This window comes from Brucella cytisi (assembly GCF_038433355.1).
In the GTDB taxonomy this organism is placed as follows: domain Bacteria; phylum Pseudomonadota; class Alphaproteobacteria; order Rhizobiales; family Rhizobiaceae; genus Brucella; species Brucella cytisi.
Map to the genome: position 1 here is coordinate 128,804 of NZ_JBCAUP010000006.1, position 17,218 is coordinate 146,021.

Here is a 17,218-nt window from a genome sequence, read left to right on the forward strand (position 1 = left end):
TTTGGTGAACCGCTACCTATTCTCCCATAGCGTCAACCGATGCATAACCACCATCCGATGTCGGGAAATTGGGAAAACTTATGCCGCGATGGCCGGGCGATTATTGGCGAGCAGCTCAATGGTTTTGAGGCGATGGCTACCTTCTGAAACAGGGCAGTCGATTACAAACTCAGTGATGCCCAACTCCCGATGCAGGCGTTGAAGCTCAGTGTGAACATGGGTGGCGGTGCCACGGATCACACGAGGCGTGCGCTCTTCGATGCTGTATTGTGTGGTACCGGCCTGCCGCACATATTCAAGCGCCTGTTCGTGGCTGCCGACATTGACCGGCTGCAGGCCTTCGACCGCGACACGGAAGCGCCGAATGTCAACGGCAAGCCTTTCTGCCTCGGCCTCGCTTTCCGCAACGATTATGCCGACAGCTAGAATGGCAGGGCGGTTCGCGATTGCCTGATAGGCTTCAACCGCTTCCTTTATGGCTGTCGGGTCACCCTGAATATGACCGGCATAGACGAAGTCCCAGTTGAGACGTGCGGCAAGTTCAGCACTTTCGACACTCGCACCCAGCAGGAAACGTTCGGGTTTTTGCGGCGGAACCGGATAAGCGGCAAGGCCGTTCCGGTTATCGGTATTTTCAGGGCTTTCGTCGAGAAATTTATCCAGCTCAATCAGTTGTTCATTGAATGATGGTTTGCGATCAGGGTCATAGGCTCCCTGCAAGGCGCGCGTTGAAAGCGGCAAGCCCCCAGGGGCTTTTCCCACACCCAGATCGACACGTCCGGGCGCAAGCGAAGCAAGAAGATTGAAGTTCTCAGCGACTTTATAAGCGCTGTAATGCTGCAGCATAACGCCGCCCGAACCAATCCGGATATGTCTGGTATGTGCCAGCAAAAAGCTGATCAGCACTTCCGGCGATGAACTGGCGAGCTCTGGTGAGTTGTGATGTTCAGCCACCCAGAAGCGATGAAAGCCTGCGGTTTCTGCTTTCTGCGCAAGCTTTATCGTGCGGGCCAGTGCGGTTTGAGCCGCTTCGCCGTCATGAATGGGACTTTTATCGAGTAAACTGAGCGCGTAGGGCATTTCATCCTCATCAACAATTTGACGAGGAGTAATCTATGTTTTTTGTAGAATATTAATCGAGCAACGATCTTCCAATATTTGCACACTCATTAAACGTTCATGCCGTGCAAACGTGCGCGCTAACAGGCACCGTTAGAGGAAGATACTGTTCGATGGCGGCTTTTTGCTTCCACTCAACACAGGTCGGGCAGCATTTGTTTCAGCGGAGGCTTTCCATGGTTGATATTATTGTCCAGTCCTCTCTTTTAAATCCGGCAGCGCAGCCCCTTATCGATGGCCTGGTTCACGAATATGATCTTCGTTATGCCGATCTGGACCGATCCGGTGGCGCGCGCACAGAAATCCTGCGCTACCCCGCGGACGCATTTGCGCCGCCGCTTGGCGGATTCCTGCTGCTTCAGCGCGATGGGGAAACCATTGCCGGGGGCGCCTATATGAGCCACGACGATGAAACCGTCGAACTCAAGCGTATCTGGACGGCATCGCATTTGCGCAGGCAGGGGCTGGCGCGCCGTATTGTGCTGGCGCTCGAAGAAAGTGCCGGTGAGCTAGGTTACACACGGGCTTATCTCTCGACCGGCTATCGCCAACCCGAGGCCACAGCGCTTTACATTTCACTCGGCTATCGTCCGCTTTTCGATATATCCGTCGATGTCCGGCAATATCGGTCGCTGCCGTTTGAAAAGCACATTGGCACCAGATTGGGCCAGCAGATCTCCTCGCCACTTTATCCAGCATCTGCCTCCTTTGAAGAAGCAACCCGGTGTGTACGGGAGCGCAAGGCGGTGCAGGAAGCAAACATTCTGGCGCGGCTTCAAAGCTATCGCGAAACCGCTGCGTGAGAAGGGAAACAAGCCATGCCCCTTTCACATATCGAACATTTTGCCTTCCTCATTCCTGGCAGTCATCGCGAAAATGATCCCGCGCAGGGTCTGGAGGACACATTGCAGCTTTTCGAATATGGAGAGCGACTGGGATATGACAGCGCATGGGTGCGCCAGCGCCATCTGGAGCGTGGTATTTCATCCGCCGCGACCTTTCTCGCCGCAGCTTCGCAGCGAACAAAACGCATCGGTCTTGGCACTGCGGTCATCCAGCTTGGATATGAAAACCCGTTCCGGCTGGCCGAAGATCTTGCAACTGTAGACCTGCTGTCAAACGGCAGGCTGAATGTTGGCGTTTCAGTTGGTGCGCCGCCCTTTGCGCATCTTGTTGCAGATTTCGTCGATGTGGCTCCCATCGCTGATTACAGTCATGCGCGTGCAGAAAAACTGGCACAGGCCCTGCGGTCAGAACCGCTTTCGGGCGAGACCGAAGCGGGCAATGCCGCCGGAGCGCAAATCCCGCGTTTGAGACCCTTTGCCAAAGGGCTGACCGACCGCCTGTGGTATGGTGGTGGATCACAGAATTCAGCACGTTGGGCGGGGCAGGCCGGGTTCAATCTCCTGACGGGAAACATTGTCAGCGGTGAGAACACGGATGATTTTCTGACGGCCCAGAAAACACTCATCGAACGGTTCCGTCACGAATGGGCGCATGAACGTGCGCCGCGTGTCGCACTTGGCCGGGTGATCCTGCCCACGGACAGCGCAAGTCCCGATGCGCGCCGTCGCTATGCAGAATTCGCCGCCGAACGCAACAAGCGAACGGGTTTTGCCCATGGTCCGCGCCGCACACTTTTCCTGCCAGATATTGTGGGCACGACAGAGCAAATTCTGGAAACACTAACCACCGATCCTGTTTTGCCGCTTGTCTCCGAATTTCGGCTGGAGCTGCCTTACGAATTTCACGCAGAGGATTATGCGCAAATCCTCACAGACTTTGCGCGGCTTCTTCCTGCCTCGGGCGCAAGCAAGCCAGAGCTGAGCGTTGTTCGCGCTGGCTAGTTATCCAATTCATTCAATGACGATCGGAATAAAATCATGACGCAGATTTCAAAATCTGTTCCTGAGTGTGTTTTGAGACGGTTATACCGAACGAAAACTGTTCGATAATCTCGATCTACCAGCGTAACCGCTGCAAGCATTCATCAGTGGCAAATAGTGGCGTCGCCGCACATCTACTTCCGTTTTGCAGACAGGCTCTAATTTTCTACAAAATCAGTCGAATATAGAAAGTGCATTCTCGGCCAATTTGCCGAGCGCTGCTACCGTATGGCAGATTGATAAATCTGGAGTAATAAACAGAGATGGGATCAACGGTTACATATCTCCGCGAGAGCATTCCGCAATATGTTGAAGAGCCTGAAGATATCGAGGTTTCTCCAGGCGAGCTTAAAGCAGCCATGAGACAGCTTGCAGGTGGCGTGAGCGTTGTCACGGCGGGTTTCGATGAAGGGCGCACCGGGGCGACTGTGACGTCAGCCACTGCGCTTTCGGTTGAACCGCCAACGATTATCGTAAACATCAACCGGGGTTCATCGGTCTGGTCGGCGATTAGTCGCCATAACCATTTCTGTGTGAATGTGCTGTCTTCTGGCCATCAGTCCATTGCTGATCGTTTCGCTGGCAAAGATGGGATCAAGGGCATTGAACGTTACGCGGATGCCGAATGGTATGCACTCGAAAGCGGTGCGCTAGCACTTGCTGGCGCATTGGCTTCAGTTGATTGCGCCGTGGAAGACGTAATCGAACGTCATACGCATGCAATCGTGATCGGTCGTGTTCTGAAAATCGTTACGGGTTCCGGTCAACCGCTTCTGTATCACAATGGCGGCTATCGCCTTCTGGACGCTATATCAGGCGCTTAACTGTGCCCAAGCGGGCGCAGAGCGGTCGTCTTCCAACCCACCGTTACGAGCGAACTGTTCCAGCGTCATCCTATCGAGAACACCCGCTATTGCTTCGCGCACCAGCAGCATGGACCGGCGCACCTGACAGGCTCGATGATCCACGCAATCGTTGCACGGTTCGTATGCTGTGCGGCTGGCGCAACGGATTGGTGCCAGTGGTCCGTCGAGAACACGGACGACCTGACCAATGGTAATTTCCGACGCAGACTTGGAAAGGCTATAGCCGCCACCGGGACCTTTCTTGGACCGCAGAATGCCGTCATTGCGTAATTCCAGCAGGATTGCGTCGAGAAATTTCTTGGAGATATTGTTCCTGGCGGCAATCTCGGCGACGAACGCGCTTTCTCCCGGTTCAAGTGCGGCGAGATGAGCCAGAGCCTTCAGACCGTATTTGCCCTTCTTTGTAAGCATATCCACTCCGCCGATGTTTCGCCGGAATGCTTTGGCACGAAATCGAGAGAATTAATAGCGTACCGTGGCTGGCCGAGTGTCGCAGCATAGTGGCTGTTTTAACCGATTTCGTGCGATGTGGTCGGTGTATGATAATAAAGCGGGAAAATTAGACCGTAGGGAATGGTCACGATATCGGCCATCTGATCGTCGGTCGGGCGATCGTCATTCGTACCCTCGCAGTCCCGGTAATCGGTTTGGATGCTGGCTTCCGACAATACGAAGATAATCGTGCTCCAAAGCAGAAACGGGAGCAGGGCGATGATGATATAGGTATAGCTCGTGTCCATGTTTGAATGGTGGGCCACCAAGCATTCTTCATCAAGGAACAGACGTCTCAAAATTCGCCTCTTTTCAGTCAGATTTTTCTTTTGAGCTCGTCACGGACAAAAAACGAGGGGATAGTCGTTCTATCCAATTGATTTTATTACCTATTCTGTTTTGCTCCGCTTCAAGCCGCATTGCAATTTTAAAGTATATAAAAATTATAGAATTACTTTTCTTATCGGCAGGCCGAGGCGTGCTTACGCTGTTCTCATGGAAAACGTCTAGCTGCTCAGTGCGAATGCAGCACGACCGGAAACTGCAAGATGGACGCATGGCGTCGAACTCTTCCTTGGAGAAATGACATGAGTGAACGAAAGCAAATCACGTTTGGCGTCATGCTGCAGGGGGCCGGCGGCCATATGAACGCATGGAAGCATCCAAGTGGGCCCGTCGATGCAAGCATCAATTTCGATTTTTTCGTCAATGCCGCGCGCAAGGCAGAGGCGGCGGGGATCGCCTTCGCCTTTGTTGCTGACGGACTTTACGTCAATGAACAGTCGATACCGCATTTCCTCAATCGCTTCGAACCGATTTCAATCCTTTCGGCGCTCGCTGCTTCCACCTCAAAAATTGGTTTGGTAGGTACGGTATCGACGTCCTACAGCGACCCATTCACCATCGCGCGCCAGTTCGCTTCGCTGGATCTCATTTCTGGCGGACGCGCCGGATGGAATGCTGTCACCTCCCCGCTGGAAGGATCTGGCCGCAATTACGGGCGCCCGCATCCGGAACACGAACTACGCTATGAAATTGCGGACGAGTATCTTGACGTCATCAAAGGGCTCTGGGATTCCTGGGATGACGATGCTTTCGTCCGCGATCGCGAAACCGGTGTCTATGTCGATAAAAACAAGTTACGTCGCATTAATCACAAAGGGCGTTTTTTCAATGTCGAAGGACCGCTAAATATCAGCCGCTCCAGGCAGGGGCAGCCAGTGGTGTTTCAGGCCGGATCGTCGGATTCCGGCATCCGGCTTGCCGGTAAACATGCCGATGCGGTGTTCACGAACGGCACCAAGATTGAGGACGTGCGATCTTTCTACAGGCAAGTAAAGCAAAGTGCGGTTGCGCAGGGGCGCAGTTCTTCCGATGTTGGGATTTTCCCCGGTATTGGCCCGATTGTCGGGCGTACGCAGGAGGAGGCCGAGGCGAAGTATCAGGCGATCCGTAATCTGGTGTCGGTTGAAGAAGCGCTGCTTTATCTCGGTCGCTTCTTCGATCATCACGATTTCAGTATCTATCCGCTCGACGAGCCTTTCCCTGAACTCGGCGAAATCGGCAAGAATAGTTTCCGCGCCACGACAGATCGCATCAAGAAGACGGCAAGGGAAACCGGTGCCACATTACGCGAGATCGCACTCGATGTCGCGACACCACGCACCGCCTTTATTGGAACGGCGGAAGCTATCGCCAACGAACTGATCGATTGGGTGGAAAGCGAAGCGGCCGATGGTTTCATTCTCGGCTTTCCCATCATTGCGGAAGGTCTCGACGATTTCATCCAACATGTACTGCCGATCCTGGAAGAGCGTGGTTATTTCAACCCGGAACTGCGCGGTGAAACGCTGCGCGATCATCTGGGGCTGCCGTTCCGCGAAAGCCGTTATTCATCGGCGGTAGATCAACCGGTAAACAAGACCGCGCGGGCCTGAGGAGCCGGTTTCATGGATGTTACCTCCCGATCCCGCAACAGGCTCGATGCCGCGAGAGAAGGCATTGCCGCGCATCTCGACGAATTCATAGCGCTTCGCCATGACATTCATCAGCATCCGGAACTTGCCTTCAACGAGCATCGCACGAGCCATCTCGTTGCTTCAAAACTCGCCTCCTGGGGCTATGAGGTCACGACGGGAATTGCGGGAACCGGCGTCGTCGCAACCTTGGCGCGGGGGCAAGGTCAGCGCCGTCTCGCGATCCGGGCAGATATGGATGCTCTACCGATAGAAGAGGCGACGCGGCTTCCCTATGCTAGTCGAAACAAAGGTGTGATGCACGCTTGCGGCCATGACGGGCACACGACGATCCTGCTCTCAGCTGCGCGATATCTGGCCGAGGAGGGGGATTTCAGCGGTACGCTCGATCTTGTCTTTCAACCGGCAGAAGAAATCGGTGCCGGAGCGCGTAAGATGATAAGCGAAGGGCTTTTTGAGCGGTTTCCCTCCGATGCGGTGTTTGGATTGCACAACTGGCCGGGTGTCACTGCAGGGCGTTTCGGGTTTGTCGCGGGACCGGCTATGGCATCTGTGGACAAGGCTGTCATCAAGATCGTCGGCAAGGGCGGTCACGGAGCTGAACCGCACAATGCGGTCGATCCTATTGTCGCCGCTGCGTGTCTCATTATCGCCTTGCAGAGCATCGTTTCGCGCAATGTTGATCCGCGTGAAATGGCGGTTGTCACTGTTGGCTCGATTCATGGCGGTGAAGCTTCGAACGTCATTCCTGGTTCGGTGGAACTGCAACTGACGATCCGTTCCTACAGTGAAGAGGTGCGGCGCGGATTGCAGATACGCATCCCGGCGCTTGCCCGCGCTCAGGCTGAAAGTTTTGGCGCCGTTGCGGAGGTCGACTACAGGTTGGGCTTTCCTTCTGTCATCAATCCGGTTGAGGAGACCGCATTCGCCCGCAAGGTTGCAGCCGATGCCTTCGGCGATGGTGCTCTAGACAGCGCATTTGCGCCACGCACTGCCAGCGAGGATTTTGCTTTCATGCTGCAGGCAAAGCCCGGCAGCTATCTCTTTGTCGGTAACGGCGACAGTGCGCCGCTGCATAGTGCCGAATACAACTTCAACGATCAGATCATCGCGCCAGTTGCTCTCTATTGGGTGCAGCTTGCCGAAGCCTTTCTCAACGAAAACAGACGGTGATGATGATGAGCGATATTTTTCTGTACACCAGTTCTCTTGATCCACGTGCGAAGCCGCTCATCGATGAACTTCTGTATGAATATGACAGTCGTTACGGCACATATTTCAACGCGGAAGGTGCGGCGGCTGAAATGAACCGCTATCCGCCCGAAGCGTTTGCGCCACCCAGCGGTAATTTTGTGCTGTTGATCCGGGACGGTGAAACCATCGGTGGCGGTGCCTTCAAGGCTTTTGATGCACATACTGCGGAGTTCAAGCGCATCTGGACGCGGTCGGATCTGCGGCGACAGGGGCTGGCGCGCAAGCTTCTCGTGGAACTGGAAGAACAGGCGGCAAGACAGGGCTATTCCCGCATCTACCTGACGACCGGCTTCCGTCAGCCTGAAGCCGTCGGTCTCTATCTCAACAACGGCTATACGGCGCTTTTCGACACGGGTGCAGATCCTGAAATTTACAAGACGCTGCCTTTTGAAAAGGAGATCGGCCATCTGGTCGCTCCACTCAGGCGCGGCACTGATCACCGCATTACGGACCGACAACATATCGCCAGCCAGTGAACTTCATCACAGGGCTGAAGGCCAAGGAATGACCAGATGGCAGTAACGACAGAATTCCCAAACGCGCAGATTGCAACCCGCCCGGTGGAGCGCAAGCACGACTATTCGCGCTACAGGATCGTTCCAGCAAAACATCCAGCACGCTTTGCCGGTAGCGTGTTCGCGGCCCTCGTGATCGGCCTTGTGCTCTATTCGATCTTTACCAATCCACAGTGGGGCTGGAACGTTTTTGCTGAATGGTTCTTTGCCGAACCGGTGCTGGTCGGCCTTGGGCGGACGCTGCTGCTAACAGCACTTGCGGCTGTAACAGGTTCCATTCTCGGCACGCTGCTGGCCTTAGCCCGTGTATCGAGTTCGCCTCTGCTTTCGGGCCTGTCCTGGGGCTATATATGGTTGCTGCGCTCCATACCCCTGATTGTATTGCTGCTCATCCTGAATAACCTCGGTTACCTCTATGCCAACATCACGCTGAGCGTACCTTTCAGTGGTCAGGTCTTGTTCGATTACCCGACGGTACAATTGCTGACACCGTTTGCAGCTGCCTTTCTCGGCCTGACCTTCAACCAGTCAGCTTTCTTCGCCGAAATCGTGCGCGGCGGCATTCTCTCCGTCGATCAGGGTCAACATGAGGCTGCTGCCGCACTTGGCCTACCGCGCAACCGGCAAGCCTTGCGAATTGTTTTGCCACAGGCCATGCGCTCCATCCTTCCGACGGGTTTCAACGAGATCATCGGTCTCGCCAAGGGCACCTCAATGGTTTATGTGCTGGCCTTACCGGAGCTGTTCTACACGGTTCAGGTGATCTACCGGCGCAATCTGGAAGTCATTCCGCTGTTGATGGTCGCGACCGTCTGGTATCTGGTCATCATGACCGTGCTTTCGGTGGTGCAGTATTATATCGAGCGCTATTTCGCCAAGGGTGCGGTTCGCAATCCCGTTCCCCTGCCATTCCAGGCATTCTTCAATCGTTACAAGCGCTCCTTGCCGTTGACCTCGGGGCTGTCGGGACAAGTGCACAGGACGGTTCCAGTCGCCGGTTTCCGCGATGCAGGCACGGTGTCTGCGGGCGCACCTATTCATATCCACGATATTTCCAAGCGCTTCGGCACGAACACGGTGCTGAACCATGTGGAACTGTCCCTTCCGGCAGGCAGCGTGACGGCAATTCTCGGCCCGTCCGGTTCCGGTAAATCCACGCTGCTGCGCTCTATCAATCATCTGGAGCGTGTGGATGAAGGCTTCATTTCCGTTGATGGCGCGCTGGTCGGTTATCGTCAGGACGGAGATACGCTCTATGAGTTGAAGGAAAAGGAAATCCTCAAACGCCGAGCCGATATCGCGATGGTGTTCCAGAACTTCAATCTCTTTCCGCACATGACAGTTCTTGAAAACATCATCGAAGCGCCGATTCAGGTACGCGGTCTTGCGCGCGATGCAGCGGTTCGGCTGGCGCTTGATCTGCTTGCTCGTGTCGGCCTCAGCGACAAGGCTGAAGCCTATCCGCGCCAATTGTCCGGAGGACAGCAGCAGCGCGTGGCGATCGCCCGGGCATTGGCGCTTCGTCCGAAGGTCATCCTGTTCGACGAACCGACTTCGGCGCTTGACCCCGAACTGGTCGGTGAGGTGCTCGACGTCATCAAGGAACTTGCCCGTACCGGGACCACGCTTGTGATCGTCACCCACGAGATCGGCTTTGCGCGTGAAGTTGCGGACACTGTTGTCTTTATGGAAGCCGGGCAGATTGTGGAGGCCGGTCCGCCATCTCGCATTTTCAACGACGCGCAGCATCCGCGCACACGCGAATTTCTGGCCAAGGTCTTTTGAACTGCCGCTGGAAGAACTGACACAACAAGGAGATGGGAAATGACATTTATCAGAAAGGCGGGCTACTGGACCGCCGGGATTATCGCGATCGGGCTGTTTGGTTCCGGTGTTGCGCGCAGCGAGGGGAAATTCGATCTCAGCCCGGAACAGCCGAACCGGCTGCGCGTCGAGAAGATCGACAAGCGTGTCGAGGAGATCAAGGACTTCAAGTTCGTCAAGGACGGCGTTTTGACCATCGGCATCAGCACCAGCGGACATCTGCCGTTGCATGACTATGCGTCGGATTCCAAGACCGTCATCGGTTACGACGTCGATCTGGCGCAAATCATCGCCGATAGTCTGGGCCTCAAGCTGGAACTGGTTTCTGTCGCATGGGCCGACTGGCCGTTGGGGCTTTCCTCTGGCAAGTTCGATGCAGTGATTTCGAATGTGACGGTAACGGAAGAACGCAAGGAGAAATTCGATTTCTCCACTTATCGCAAGGATGAGCTGGGCTTCTATGTGAAGTCCGACAGTAAGATCGAAGAGATCAAATCTCCGAAAGATATTGCTGGCCTCAAAATCATAACAGATGCGGGCACCAATCAGGAGAAAATCCTGCTGGAATGGGACCGCCAGAACGTGGCTGCTGGTCTGAAAGCCGTTGAGGTGCAGTATTACGATGATGATGCGGTCAAGGATCTTGCCGTCCAGAGCGGACGCGCCGACGCTGTTTTCAGCGTGAATGCGACGCAAGCTTACTCTGCGGGCATTAACGGCAAGACGAAGCTCGTCGGTACTGTGAGTGGGGGCTGGCCGATTACGGCTGAAATCGCCGTCACGACGCGCAAGGGAAGTGGCCTTGCCCAGCCGTTGACCGATGTTCTCAACGATCTGATCGCAAGCGGGGCATATCAGAAAGTTCTGGAAACCTGGAATCTTGGACCGGAGGCAATCACCGAAGCCAAAACCAATCCGCAGGGATTGCCGAAGAGCGGTTCGTGAGTTGAAAGGTGAGGGGGCGGGCCGGTTTGAGTGGACGCGAACTGACCCGCATATTCCTGTGATACTGGAGAAAATTTACATGAGAGCAGGAGCTCTGTTGATCGCGGCCCTTGCATGGATGATATTTCCGGTTCTGACGGTCGTGGCCGGGGACGGTTTCGACCTCTCTCCAGAGCAACCGGGCCGTATTCATACGAAGAAGAATGAGACGGCTGCGACAGCCATTCCTGCCGACTTCAAATTTGTTGTGCCGGGTAAATTTACCGTGGCGGTGGCTCCCGGTGGCCCGCCTCTGGCGACTTATGCCACTGATGCGCGAACGGTCGTCGGCGCCGATCCGGAATATGCTTCTGCGGTCGCTGAAAGTCTGGGCCTGCAGCTGGAGCTCGTTCCAGTGGCGTGGATCGACTGGCCGCTGGGGCTGGCTTCCGGCAAGTATGATGCCGTCATTTCGAACGTTGGCGTGACCGAGGAACGCAAGGAAAAATTCGACTTTTCGACTTATCGGCAGGGCCTGCACGGGTTCTTTGTCAAGTCGGACAGTCCGGTTACTTCCATTAAGGAACCGAAGGATGCTGCCGGTTTGCGCATCATCGTCGGCGCAGGGACAAATCAGGAGCGCATTCTCGTCAAATGGAGCGAGGAGAACGTGGCGGCGGGTCTGAAGCCTATCGATCTTCAATATTATGACGATGAGGCAGCCAGCCTGCTCGCGCTCAGGTCGGGACGCGCAGACGTGATCGTGCAACCCCACGCCCAGCTCGTTTTCATTGCAGCGCGCGACAAGAACATCAAGCGGGTCGGAACACTGAGTGCAGGTTGGCCTGATCGTTCCGATGTCGCGATCACAACCCGCAAGGGGAGCGGCCTGGCCGCTGCGCTGACGGTAGCTACCAATGGTCTGATTGAGGATGGAACCTATTCCAGAATTCTCGAGCGCTGGCAGTTGGAGGAAGAAGCGCTTCCCCGCTCCGAAACAAATCCGCCGGGACTGCCGAAGTTCAACTGAGCCGGACATTATTTCCCTGCAACTGAAGGATCGAAAGTGCCAAAAACTGTCGAATATTTCTTCTCCATTGGATCGCCGTGGTCATATCTCGGGCTGGATACGCTGGAAGAGCTGTCCTCAAGGCATCTGGTTGAAATCAAGCCTCATCTGGCGACCATAATCGAGGAGAATGGCGGAATATTCGCCAGAAACCGTCCCGATGCGCGCCGTGCCTATGGCGCGCGTGACCTGAAACGGTGGGCGAAGTTTCGCGGTAAACCTTTGCTGGTGGAAAATCGCCCGGCGATTGGCGACCCGACGTCCGCTTCCTTTCTGGTCATAGCTGCTTATCTTGACGGGGAAAACTGGTTGCAGCTGGCGCGAGCGCTGCAACAGGCATTATGGGAGGAAGCGAAGGACATAGGGCAACCGAGTGTCCGCCGTGCAGTGGCTGACGCCACAGGCTTCAACGGTGCCTATCTTTTGTCACGGGAGCAGGACGAAGACGTCCAGAAAAAATGGCGAAGTGATCGCGAGATCGCCGCCGAAAAGGGCGTATTCGGATTTCCAACCTATATCTATGAAAATGAAGTTTATTGGGGGCAGGACAATCTGGGCTTCCTGTCGAGCCATCTGCGCGGTGAGATACCTTAGATATATATTGCAAGATTTTAGAAAGGTGCGTTCGGATGCTAAGTCCGCCTCATCTTGTCCATGACGGGGGACTCGCTGCACTTCTGGCATTGCTTGTAATGACTGTGTGTCCTTATTTCGTTGTTTTGGCAATCGCCTTCATCTTGCCGACCTTGATGTCATGGGGCATGCGCTTGACGATACCTGTACCGACGTCAGTGACCGCCATCTTCCCCAACATTGGTTTGATATGCCAGGCAAACCGGCGTTCGTCCGTTTGGATTTCTGGTTGTCGTGTTGTTGGGCGATTTCTTATTGTATTTGTTCCAAATCAATGAACTCTTTGTCTGATCCGATAGTTTCCAACCGAAAGACATGCTCGCAAATAATAGCAGAGCAAATGCAGGTTGGACGTGAAAATAGCAATATTGGGCCGTGTGGTCGCTCCAGCTTTCCGACTGCCGGAGCAGGGTTTTCCAAGTGTCAATCAGTCATTTTCATTTTTACTAGAAGCCGTCAGGATCGTCTCGTTGGCGGCGATGGTTCTGACGCTCTGCTGGCAGCCCACGGCATCCGCAGCTGATCTGGAAAAATACCTTCCCAAGGTGGAAGCAAACGCGCTCTTTAAAGAGGCCGATGCTATCGGCAAGCCACAGGGCGAGCCGCCAATCGCACCACTGATGAAGCGGGGCGAGGTGATCGGTTATGCTTACTTGAATTCTGATTTCACCAGTTCCATCGGTTATTCCGGCAAGCCTATCCATATCGTCGTCGGCATTGATACCAAAGGCGTCATACGCGGCATAAAACTGGTCGACCACAAAGAGCCGATCGTGCTGATAGGCATTCCCGAAGCTAAAGTCGTGGCTGCGCTGAACTCGCTGGTAGACAGCAACATGAGCGCTGTTGCTGCTGGCCAGAGCAAACCTCCGCAGGTGGAGATCGTCAGCGGTGCCACGGTTACTGTGCTCGTCATGGGAGACAGCGTCGTTCGCTCGGCCGTTGGGCTTGTCCGCAGCGGGCGTCTCGGCAACGCGCCTGTGCAGGCTGCTGCAGCCGATGCGCAGCGTACGGTTAATCTGGAGGTCCGTGATGAGCAGGACTGGCAGGCACTGATCGGTGACGGTTCGGTCCGCGGCCTGAAACTGTCGGTTGGTGATGTAACACAGGCGTTCCGTGACGCAAAGCACGATCGCGCTGCCGAAAACCCTGAAACAACCGATCCTGAAGACGAATTTATCGAGCTTTATGTTGCGCCAGTCTCGGTGCCGTCGATCGGCATTAGCCTGCTTGGTAAGGATGGCTTCGAGCGTCTGCAAAAGCGGTTGAAGCCGGGGCGCCAGGCGATCCTGGTTGCGGGCGACGGAGCCTATTCTTTCAAGGGCTCTGGATATGTGCGCGGCGGTATCTTTGACCGCATCGAGTTGATGCAGGGTGGACAGGGCGTACGTTTCCGCGACAAGAACCATACCCGTATTGGCGACATCATGGCCGATGGCGCACCGCGTCTGCGCGAGATAGCACTGTTCGAGGTGCCGGACGGATTTGCCTTCGACGTGACGGAACCGTGGGATTTGCAGCTTCTGGTGCAGCGCGGCTTTGGCGCTCGCGACAAGGCCAACGTCAGCTATGATCTCGGTTATAGTTTGCCGGATAAATATCTGGCGAAGCAACCGGAACCGGCTCCGGCCAAGCCTTCTACATCAACTGCCGATGCACCGCGTCAGCCGCAGCCGGTCGGCGAAGCAAATGCTGCCGACATTCTGGGCGAGGGCAATCCGCTCTGGGTCCGCATGTGGGAGATGAATCGTATTAATGTGGTCATCACCGCTTTTGCCATCACGGTTCTTGTCGGTATTTTCTTCTTCCAGAACAGTCTGGTCAGGCATCCGCGCCTCTTCACCTGGCTGCGGCGTAGCTATCTCCTGTTCATCCTCGTCTGGCTTGGCTTCTACAACAATGCACAATTGTCGGTCGTCAACGTCCTGACCTTCACTAATTCCCTGATTACCGGCTTCAACTGGGAGTTCTTCCTGACTTCGCCTTTGATCTTCATTCTGTGGGCATCGGTGGCGGCGGGGCTGTTGTTCTGGGGCCGTGGACCCTTCTGCGGCTGGCTGTGCCCGTTTGGCGCCCTGCAGGAACTCGCCAACAATCTCGCCCAATGGCTGAAGGTACCGCAAGTCAAGCTGCCATGGGGACTGCACGAGCGGCTCTGGCCTCTCAAATATATGATCTTCCTCGGCCTGTTTGGGTTGTCGCTTTATTCGGTTGCGCTGGCGGAAGTGTTTGCGGAAGTCGAGCCGTTCAAGACCTCGATAATTCTCAAATTTGCACGTGAGTGGCCGTTCGTCATTTATGCCCTGACACTTCTGACCGCGGGCCTGTTCATCGAGCGTTTCTACTGCCGCTATCTGTGCCCGCTTGGTGCAGCTCTCGCCATTCCCGGACGAATCCGGATGTTCGAATGGCTGAAGCGCTGGCCGGAATGCGGTTCGCCCTGCCACCGTTGCGCAAAGGAATGCCCGGTCGAGGCGATCCATCCGGAGGGGCAGATCAACGTCAATGAATGCATTTACTGCATGCATTGTCAGGAACTCTATCACGACGACCAGCGCTGCCCGCACATGATTCAGGTGCGCGTGAAGCGTGAAAAATTCGCAGCTCGCAATGCCCCCCTCGCAGCGGCTGCCGAACGTGGCGGTGGACCGGCCAGACCCGTCATCTCAGTCAAAGGGAAACCGGTTGAAGGCGCTGCCGATACCGGTCCTGCTGCCTGACTTTTCTAAAGGAGAGAAGCATGTCTGAAGAAACCAAGAAAACGCAGCTTAGTCGAAGACAGCTGCTCGGCACGTCGGCTTTTGTGGCTGCTGCCGGTGCAAGCGGTCTTGGTGGGGCGCTGTTTGCAGGTTCAACTGAACCGGCAATGGCTGCTGCCGGTGGTGCTGGCCACAGTGCAGAGGTAAAGCCCGGAGAACTGGACGAATATTACGTCTTCTTTTCCAGCGGGCAGAGTGGTGAGGTCCGTATTGTCGGCTTGCCATCGATGCGCGAATTGATGCGCATTCCGGTGTTTAACCGCGACAGCGCTACCGGCTGGGGCCAGACAAATGAAAGCCTTAAGGTGCTGACCGAAGGCCTTCTGCCGCAGGATCAAGAGTTCCTCAAGGATCGTGGCGGCATTTTCCTGAATGGTGACCTGCACCACCCGCACCCGTCCTTCACGGAAGGCACCTATGACGGGCGTTATCTCTACGCCAACGACAAGGCCAATACACGTGTCTGCCGCATCCGTCTCGATGTGATGAAATGCGACAAGATCATTCAGCTTCCGAACCAGCACACTGTGCATGGCTTGCGAGTGCAGAAATATCCGAAAACCGGGTATGTCTTCTGCAACGGTGAAGACCGTGCGCCGATCCCGAATGACGGCAGCAATCTGACGGACACCAAGCAATATCATGCAATCTTCACGGCCGTTGACGGCGAGACCATGAAGGTTGCCTGGCAGATCATGGTCGATGGTAATCTCGACAATGTCGACTGCGATTATCAGGGCAAATACGCTTTTGCCACCTGCTACAATTCCGAGGAAGGTACGACGCTCGCCGAAATGATGTCGAGCGAACAGGACTGGATCGTCATCTTCAACCTGAAGCGTATCGAAGAGGCCGTTGCCAAGGGTGATTTCAAGGAAATCAACGGTGTGCCGGTTATCGATGGACGTCACGGTTCCAAATATACCCGTTATATTCCTGTGCCGAACAGCCCGCATGGCATCAACACCGCGCCAGACGGTATTCATGTGGTTGCCAATGGCAAGCTGTCGCCGACCGTTACCGTGTTCGACGTTCGCAAGTTCGACGAACTTTTCGACGACAAGATCAAGCCCCGCGATGCTGTGGTTGCGGAACCCGAACTCGGACTTGGACCATTGCATACGGCTTATGACGGTAAGGGCAACGCCTATACAACGCTCTTCATCGACAGCCAGATATGCAAATGGAACATTGAGGACGCCAAGCGTGCCTTCAAGGGTGAAAAGGTCGATCCGATCCGTCAGAAGCTCGACGTGCATTATCAACCGGGTCACAACCACACTTCCATGGGGCAAACCAAGGAAGCTGACGGTCAGTGGCTGGTCTCGCTCAACAAGTTCTCCAAGGATCGCTATCTCAATGTCGGGCCGCTCAAGCCCGAAAATGACCAGCTCATCGACATTTCAGGTGAGAAGATGGTGATTGTCCATGACGGGCCAAGTTTTGCCGAACCGCACGATGCAACGATTGTTCATCGCTCGAAGATCAATCCCGTCAACTTTTGGAACCGTGAGGATCCGTTTTTCGCCGACGCTGTCACTCAGGCAAAGGCCGATGGTCTCGACCTGATGGACGCCAATGAAGTGATCCGGGATGGCAATAAGGTGCGCGTTTATATGACGTCTGCCGCGCCAGCCTTCGGTCTCACCGAGTTCACTGTCCAGCAGGGCGATGAGGTGACGGTGTGTGTCACCAATATCGACGAGATCGAAGATCTTACGCACGGCTTCGCCATCATCAATTACGGGGTCAACATGGAGATCGGGCCGCAGGCGACTGCGTCTGTCACCTTCACGGCCAACAAGCCAGGTGTGTGGTGGTATTACTGCTCGTGGTTCTGCCATGCCATGCACATGGAAATGAAGGGCCGGATGCTCGTGGAACCGAAGAAGGCCTGACTG

Annotated in this window: 15 protein-coding genes; 12 read left to right on the forward strand and 3 right to left on the reverse strand. The window is 55.2% G+C overall.

Annotation, left to right across the window (positions count from 1 at the left end; translation table 11 throughout):
- Positions 1-78 precede the first annotated feature (78 nt).
- Entirely contained in the window at positions 79-1,080 is a 1,002-nt protein-coding gene (locus AAE521_RS08170) for an LLM class flavin-dependent oxidoreductase (RefSeq protein WP_342061024.1), read from the reverse strand.
- Between the two features lie 215 nt (positions 1,081-1,295).
- Between AAE521_RS08170 and AAE521_RS08175 the strand changes: the two genes are divergently transcribed.
- From AAE521_RS08175 to AAE521_RS08185, 3 genes are all read left to right on the forward strand, one after another.
- Positions 1,296-1,922 (forward strand): GNAT family N-acetyltransferase, encoded by a 627-nt coding sequence (locus tag AAE521_RS08175; RefSeq protein WP_071630683.1) that lies wholly within the window; start codon positions 1,296-1,298, stop codon positions 1,920-1,922.
- A 15-nt stretch (positions 1,923-1,937) separates the two neighbouring features.
- Positions 1,938-2,966: an LLM class flavin-dependent oxidoreductase gene (locus AAE521_RS08180; RefSeq protein ID WP_342061025.1), complete on the forward strand. Its 1,029-nt coding sequence runs from the start codon at positions 1,938-1,940 to the stop codon at positions 2,964-2,966.
- Between the two features lie 302 nt (positions 2,967-3,268).
- Positions 3,269-3,829, forward strand: a complete 561-nt coding sequence (locus AAE521_RS08185; protein ID WP_071630681.1) for a flavin reductase family protein — start codon at positions 3,269-3,271, stop codon at positions 3,827-3,829.
- On the opposite strand, the gene AAE521_RS08190 is transcribed toward AAE521_RS08185, so the two are convergent.
- On the reverse strand, positions 3,818-4,282 hold the full coding sequence (locus AAE521_RS08190) for an RrF2 family transcriptional regulator (RefSeq protein WP_071630680.1): 465 nt from the start codon (positions 4,280-4,282) through the stop codon (positions 3,818-3,820). The genes AAE521_RS08185 and AAE521_RS08190 overlap by 12 nt on opposite strands.
- A 98-nt stretch (positions 4,283-4,380) precedes the next feature.
- Positions 4,381-4,629, reverse strand: a complete 249-nt coding sequence (locus tag AAE521_RS08195) for a hypothetical protein (protein WP_342061026.1) — start codon at positions 4,627-4,629, stop codon at positions 4,381-4,383.
- Positions 4,630-4,950: 321 nt separating this feature from the next.
- Here AAE521_RS08195 and AAE521_RS08200 point away from each other — a divergent pair, with 321 nt between their 5' ends.
- From AAE521_RS08200 to nosZ, 9 genes are all read left to right on the forward strand, one after another.
- On the forward strand, positions 4,951-6,300 hold the full coding sequence (locus tag AAE521_RS08200) for an LLM class flavin-dependent oxidoreductase (protein WP_071630679.1): 1,350 nt from the start codon (positions 4,951-4,953) through the stop codon (positions 6,298-6,300).
- A 12-nt stretch (positions 6,301-6,312) separates the two neighbouring features.
- Positions 6,313-7,512, forward strand: coding sequence for a M20 aminoacylase family protein (locus AAE521_RS08205; RefSeq protein ID WP_071630678.1), 1,200 nt, complete (start codon positions 6,313-6,315; stop codon positions 7,510-7,512).
- Positions 7,513-7,517: 5 nt separating this feature from the next.
- Complete coding sequence (locus AAE521_RS08210; protein WP_342061027.1) at positions 7,518-8,069, forward strand: GNAT family N-acetyltransferase; 552 nt, start codon at positions 7,518-7,520, stop codon at positions 8,067-8,069.
- 36 nt (positions 8,070-8,105) lie between these two features.
- Positions 8,106-9,893, forward strand: a complete 1,788-nt coding sequence (locus tag AAE521_RS08215; RefSeq protein ID WP_342061028.1) for an amino acid ABC transporter permease/ATP-binding protein — start codon at positions 8,106-8,108, stop codon at positions 9,891-9,893.
- Between the two features lie 39 nt (positions 9,894-9,932).
- A complete protein-coding gene (locus AAE521_RS08220) occupies positions 9,933-10,877 on the forward strand; it encodes an ABC transporter substrate-binding protein (RefSeq protein WP_342061029.1) in 945 nt (314 codons plus the stop codon).
- A 79-nt stretch (positions 10,878-10,956) separates the two neighbouring features.
- Positions 10,957-11,886, forward strand: coding sequence for an ABC transporter substrate-binding protein (locus AAE521_RS08225; protein ID WP_342061030.1), 930 nt, complete (start codon positions 10,957-10,959; stop codon positions 11,884-11,886).
- 36 nt (positions 11,887-11,922) lie between these two features.
- Positions 11,923-12,519, forward strand: coding sequence for a 2-hydroxychromene-2-carboxylate isomerase (locus AAE521_RS08230; RefSeq protein ID WP_071630675.1), 597 nt, complete (start codon positions 11,923-11,925; stop codon positions 12,517-12,519).
- A 518-nt stretch (positions 12,520-13,037) separates the two neighbouring features.
- Complete coding sequence (locus AAE521_RS08235; protein WP_342061114.1) at positions 13,038-15,278, forward strand: 4Fe-4S binding protein; 2,241 nt, start codon at positions 13,038-13,040, stop codon at positions 15,276-15,278.
- Positions 15,279-15,298: 20 nt separating this feature from the next.
- Positions 15,299-17,215 (forward strand): TAT-dependent nitrous-oxide reductase, encoded by a 1,917-nt coding sequence (gene nosZ, locus AAE521_RS08240; protein ID WP_342061031.1) that lies wholly within the window; start codon positions 15,299-15,301, stop codon positions 17,213-17,215.
- Positions 17,216-17,218: the final 3 nt, after the last annotated feature.

Coding starts and splice junctions, on each gene's coding strand:
- AAE521_RS08170 (WP_342061024.1), bottom strand. CDS start 1,080: ATGCCCTACGCGCTCAGTTTACTCGATAAAAGTCCCATTCATGACGGC.
- AAE521_RS08175 (WP_071630683.1), top strand. CDS start 1,296: ATGGTTGATATTATTGTCCAGTCCTCTCTTTTAAATCCGGCAGCGCAG.
- AAE521_RS08180 (WP_342061025.1), top strand. CDS start 1,938: ATGCCCCTTTCACATATCGAACATTTTGCCTTCCTCATTCCTGGCAGT.
- AAE521_RS08185 (WP_071630681.1), top strand. CDS start 3,269: ATGGGATCAACGGTTACATATCTCCGCGAGAGCATTCCGCAATATGTT.
- AAE521_RS08190 (WP_071630680.1), bottom strand. CDS start 4,282: ATGCTTACAAAGAAGGGCAAATACGGTCTGAAGGCTCTGGCTCATCTC.
- AAE521_RS08200 (WP_071630679.1), top strand. CDS start 4,951: ATGAGTGAACGAAAGCAAATCACGTTTGGCGTCATGCTGCAGGGGGCC.
- AAE521_RS08205 (WP_071630678.1), top strand. CDS start 6,313: ATGGATGTTACCTCCCGATCCCGCAACAGGCTCGATGCCGCGAGAGAA.
- AAE521_RS08210 (WP_342061027.1), top strand. CDS start 7,518: ATGAGCGATATTTTTCTGTACACCAGTTCTCTTGATCCACGTGCGAAG.
- AAE521_RS08215 (WP_342061028.1), top strand. CDS start 8,106: ATGGCAGTAACGACAGAATTCCCAAACGCGCAGATTGCAACCCGCCCG.
- AAE521_RS08220 (WP_342061029.1), top strand. CDS start 9,933: ATGACATTTATCAGAAAGGCGGGCTACTGGACCGCCGGGATTATCGCG.
- AAE521_RS08225 (WP_342061030.1), top strand. CDS start 10,957: ATGAGAGCAGGAGCTCTGTTGATCGCGGCCCTTGCATGGATGATATTT.
- AAE521_RS08235 (WP_342061114.1), top strand. CDS start 13,038: ATGGTTCTGACGCTCTGCTGGCAGCCCACGGCATCCGCAGCTGATCTG.
- nosZ (WP_342061031.1), top strand. CDS start 15,299: ATGTCTGAAGAAACCAAGAAAACGCAGCTTAGTCGAAGACAGCTGCTC.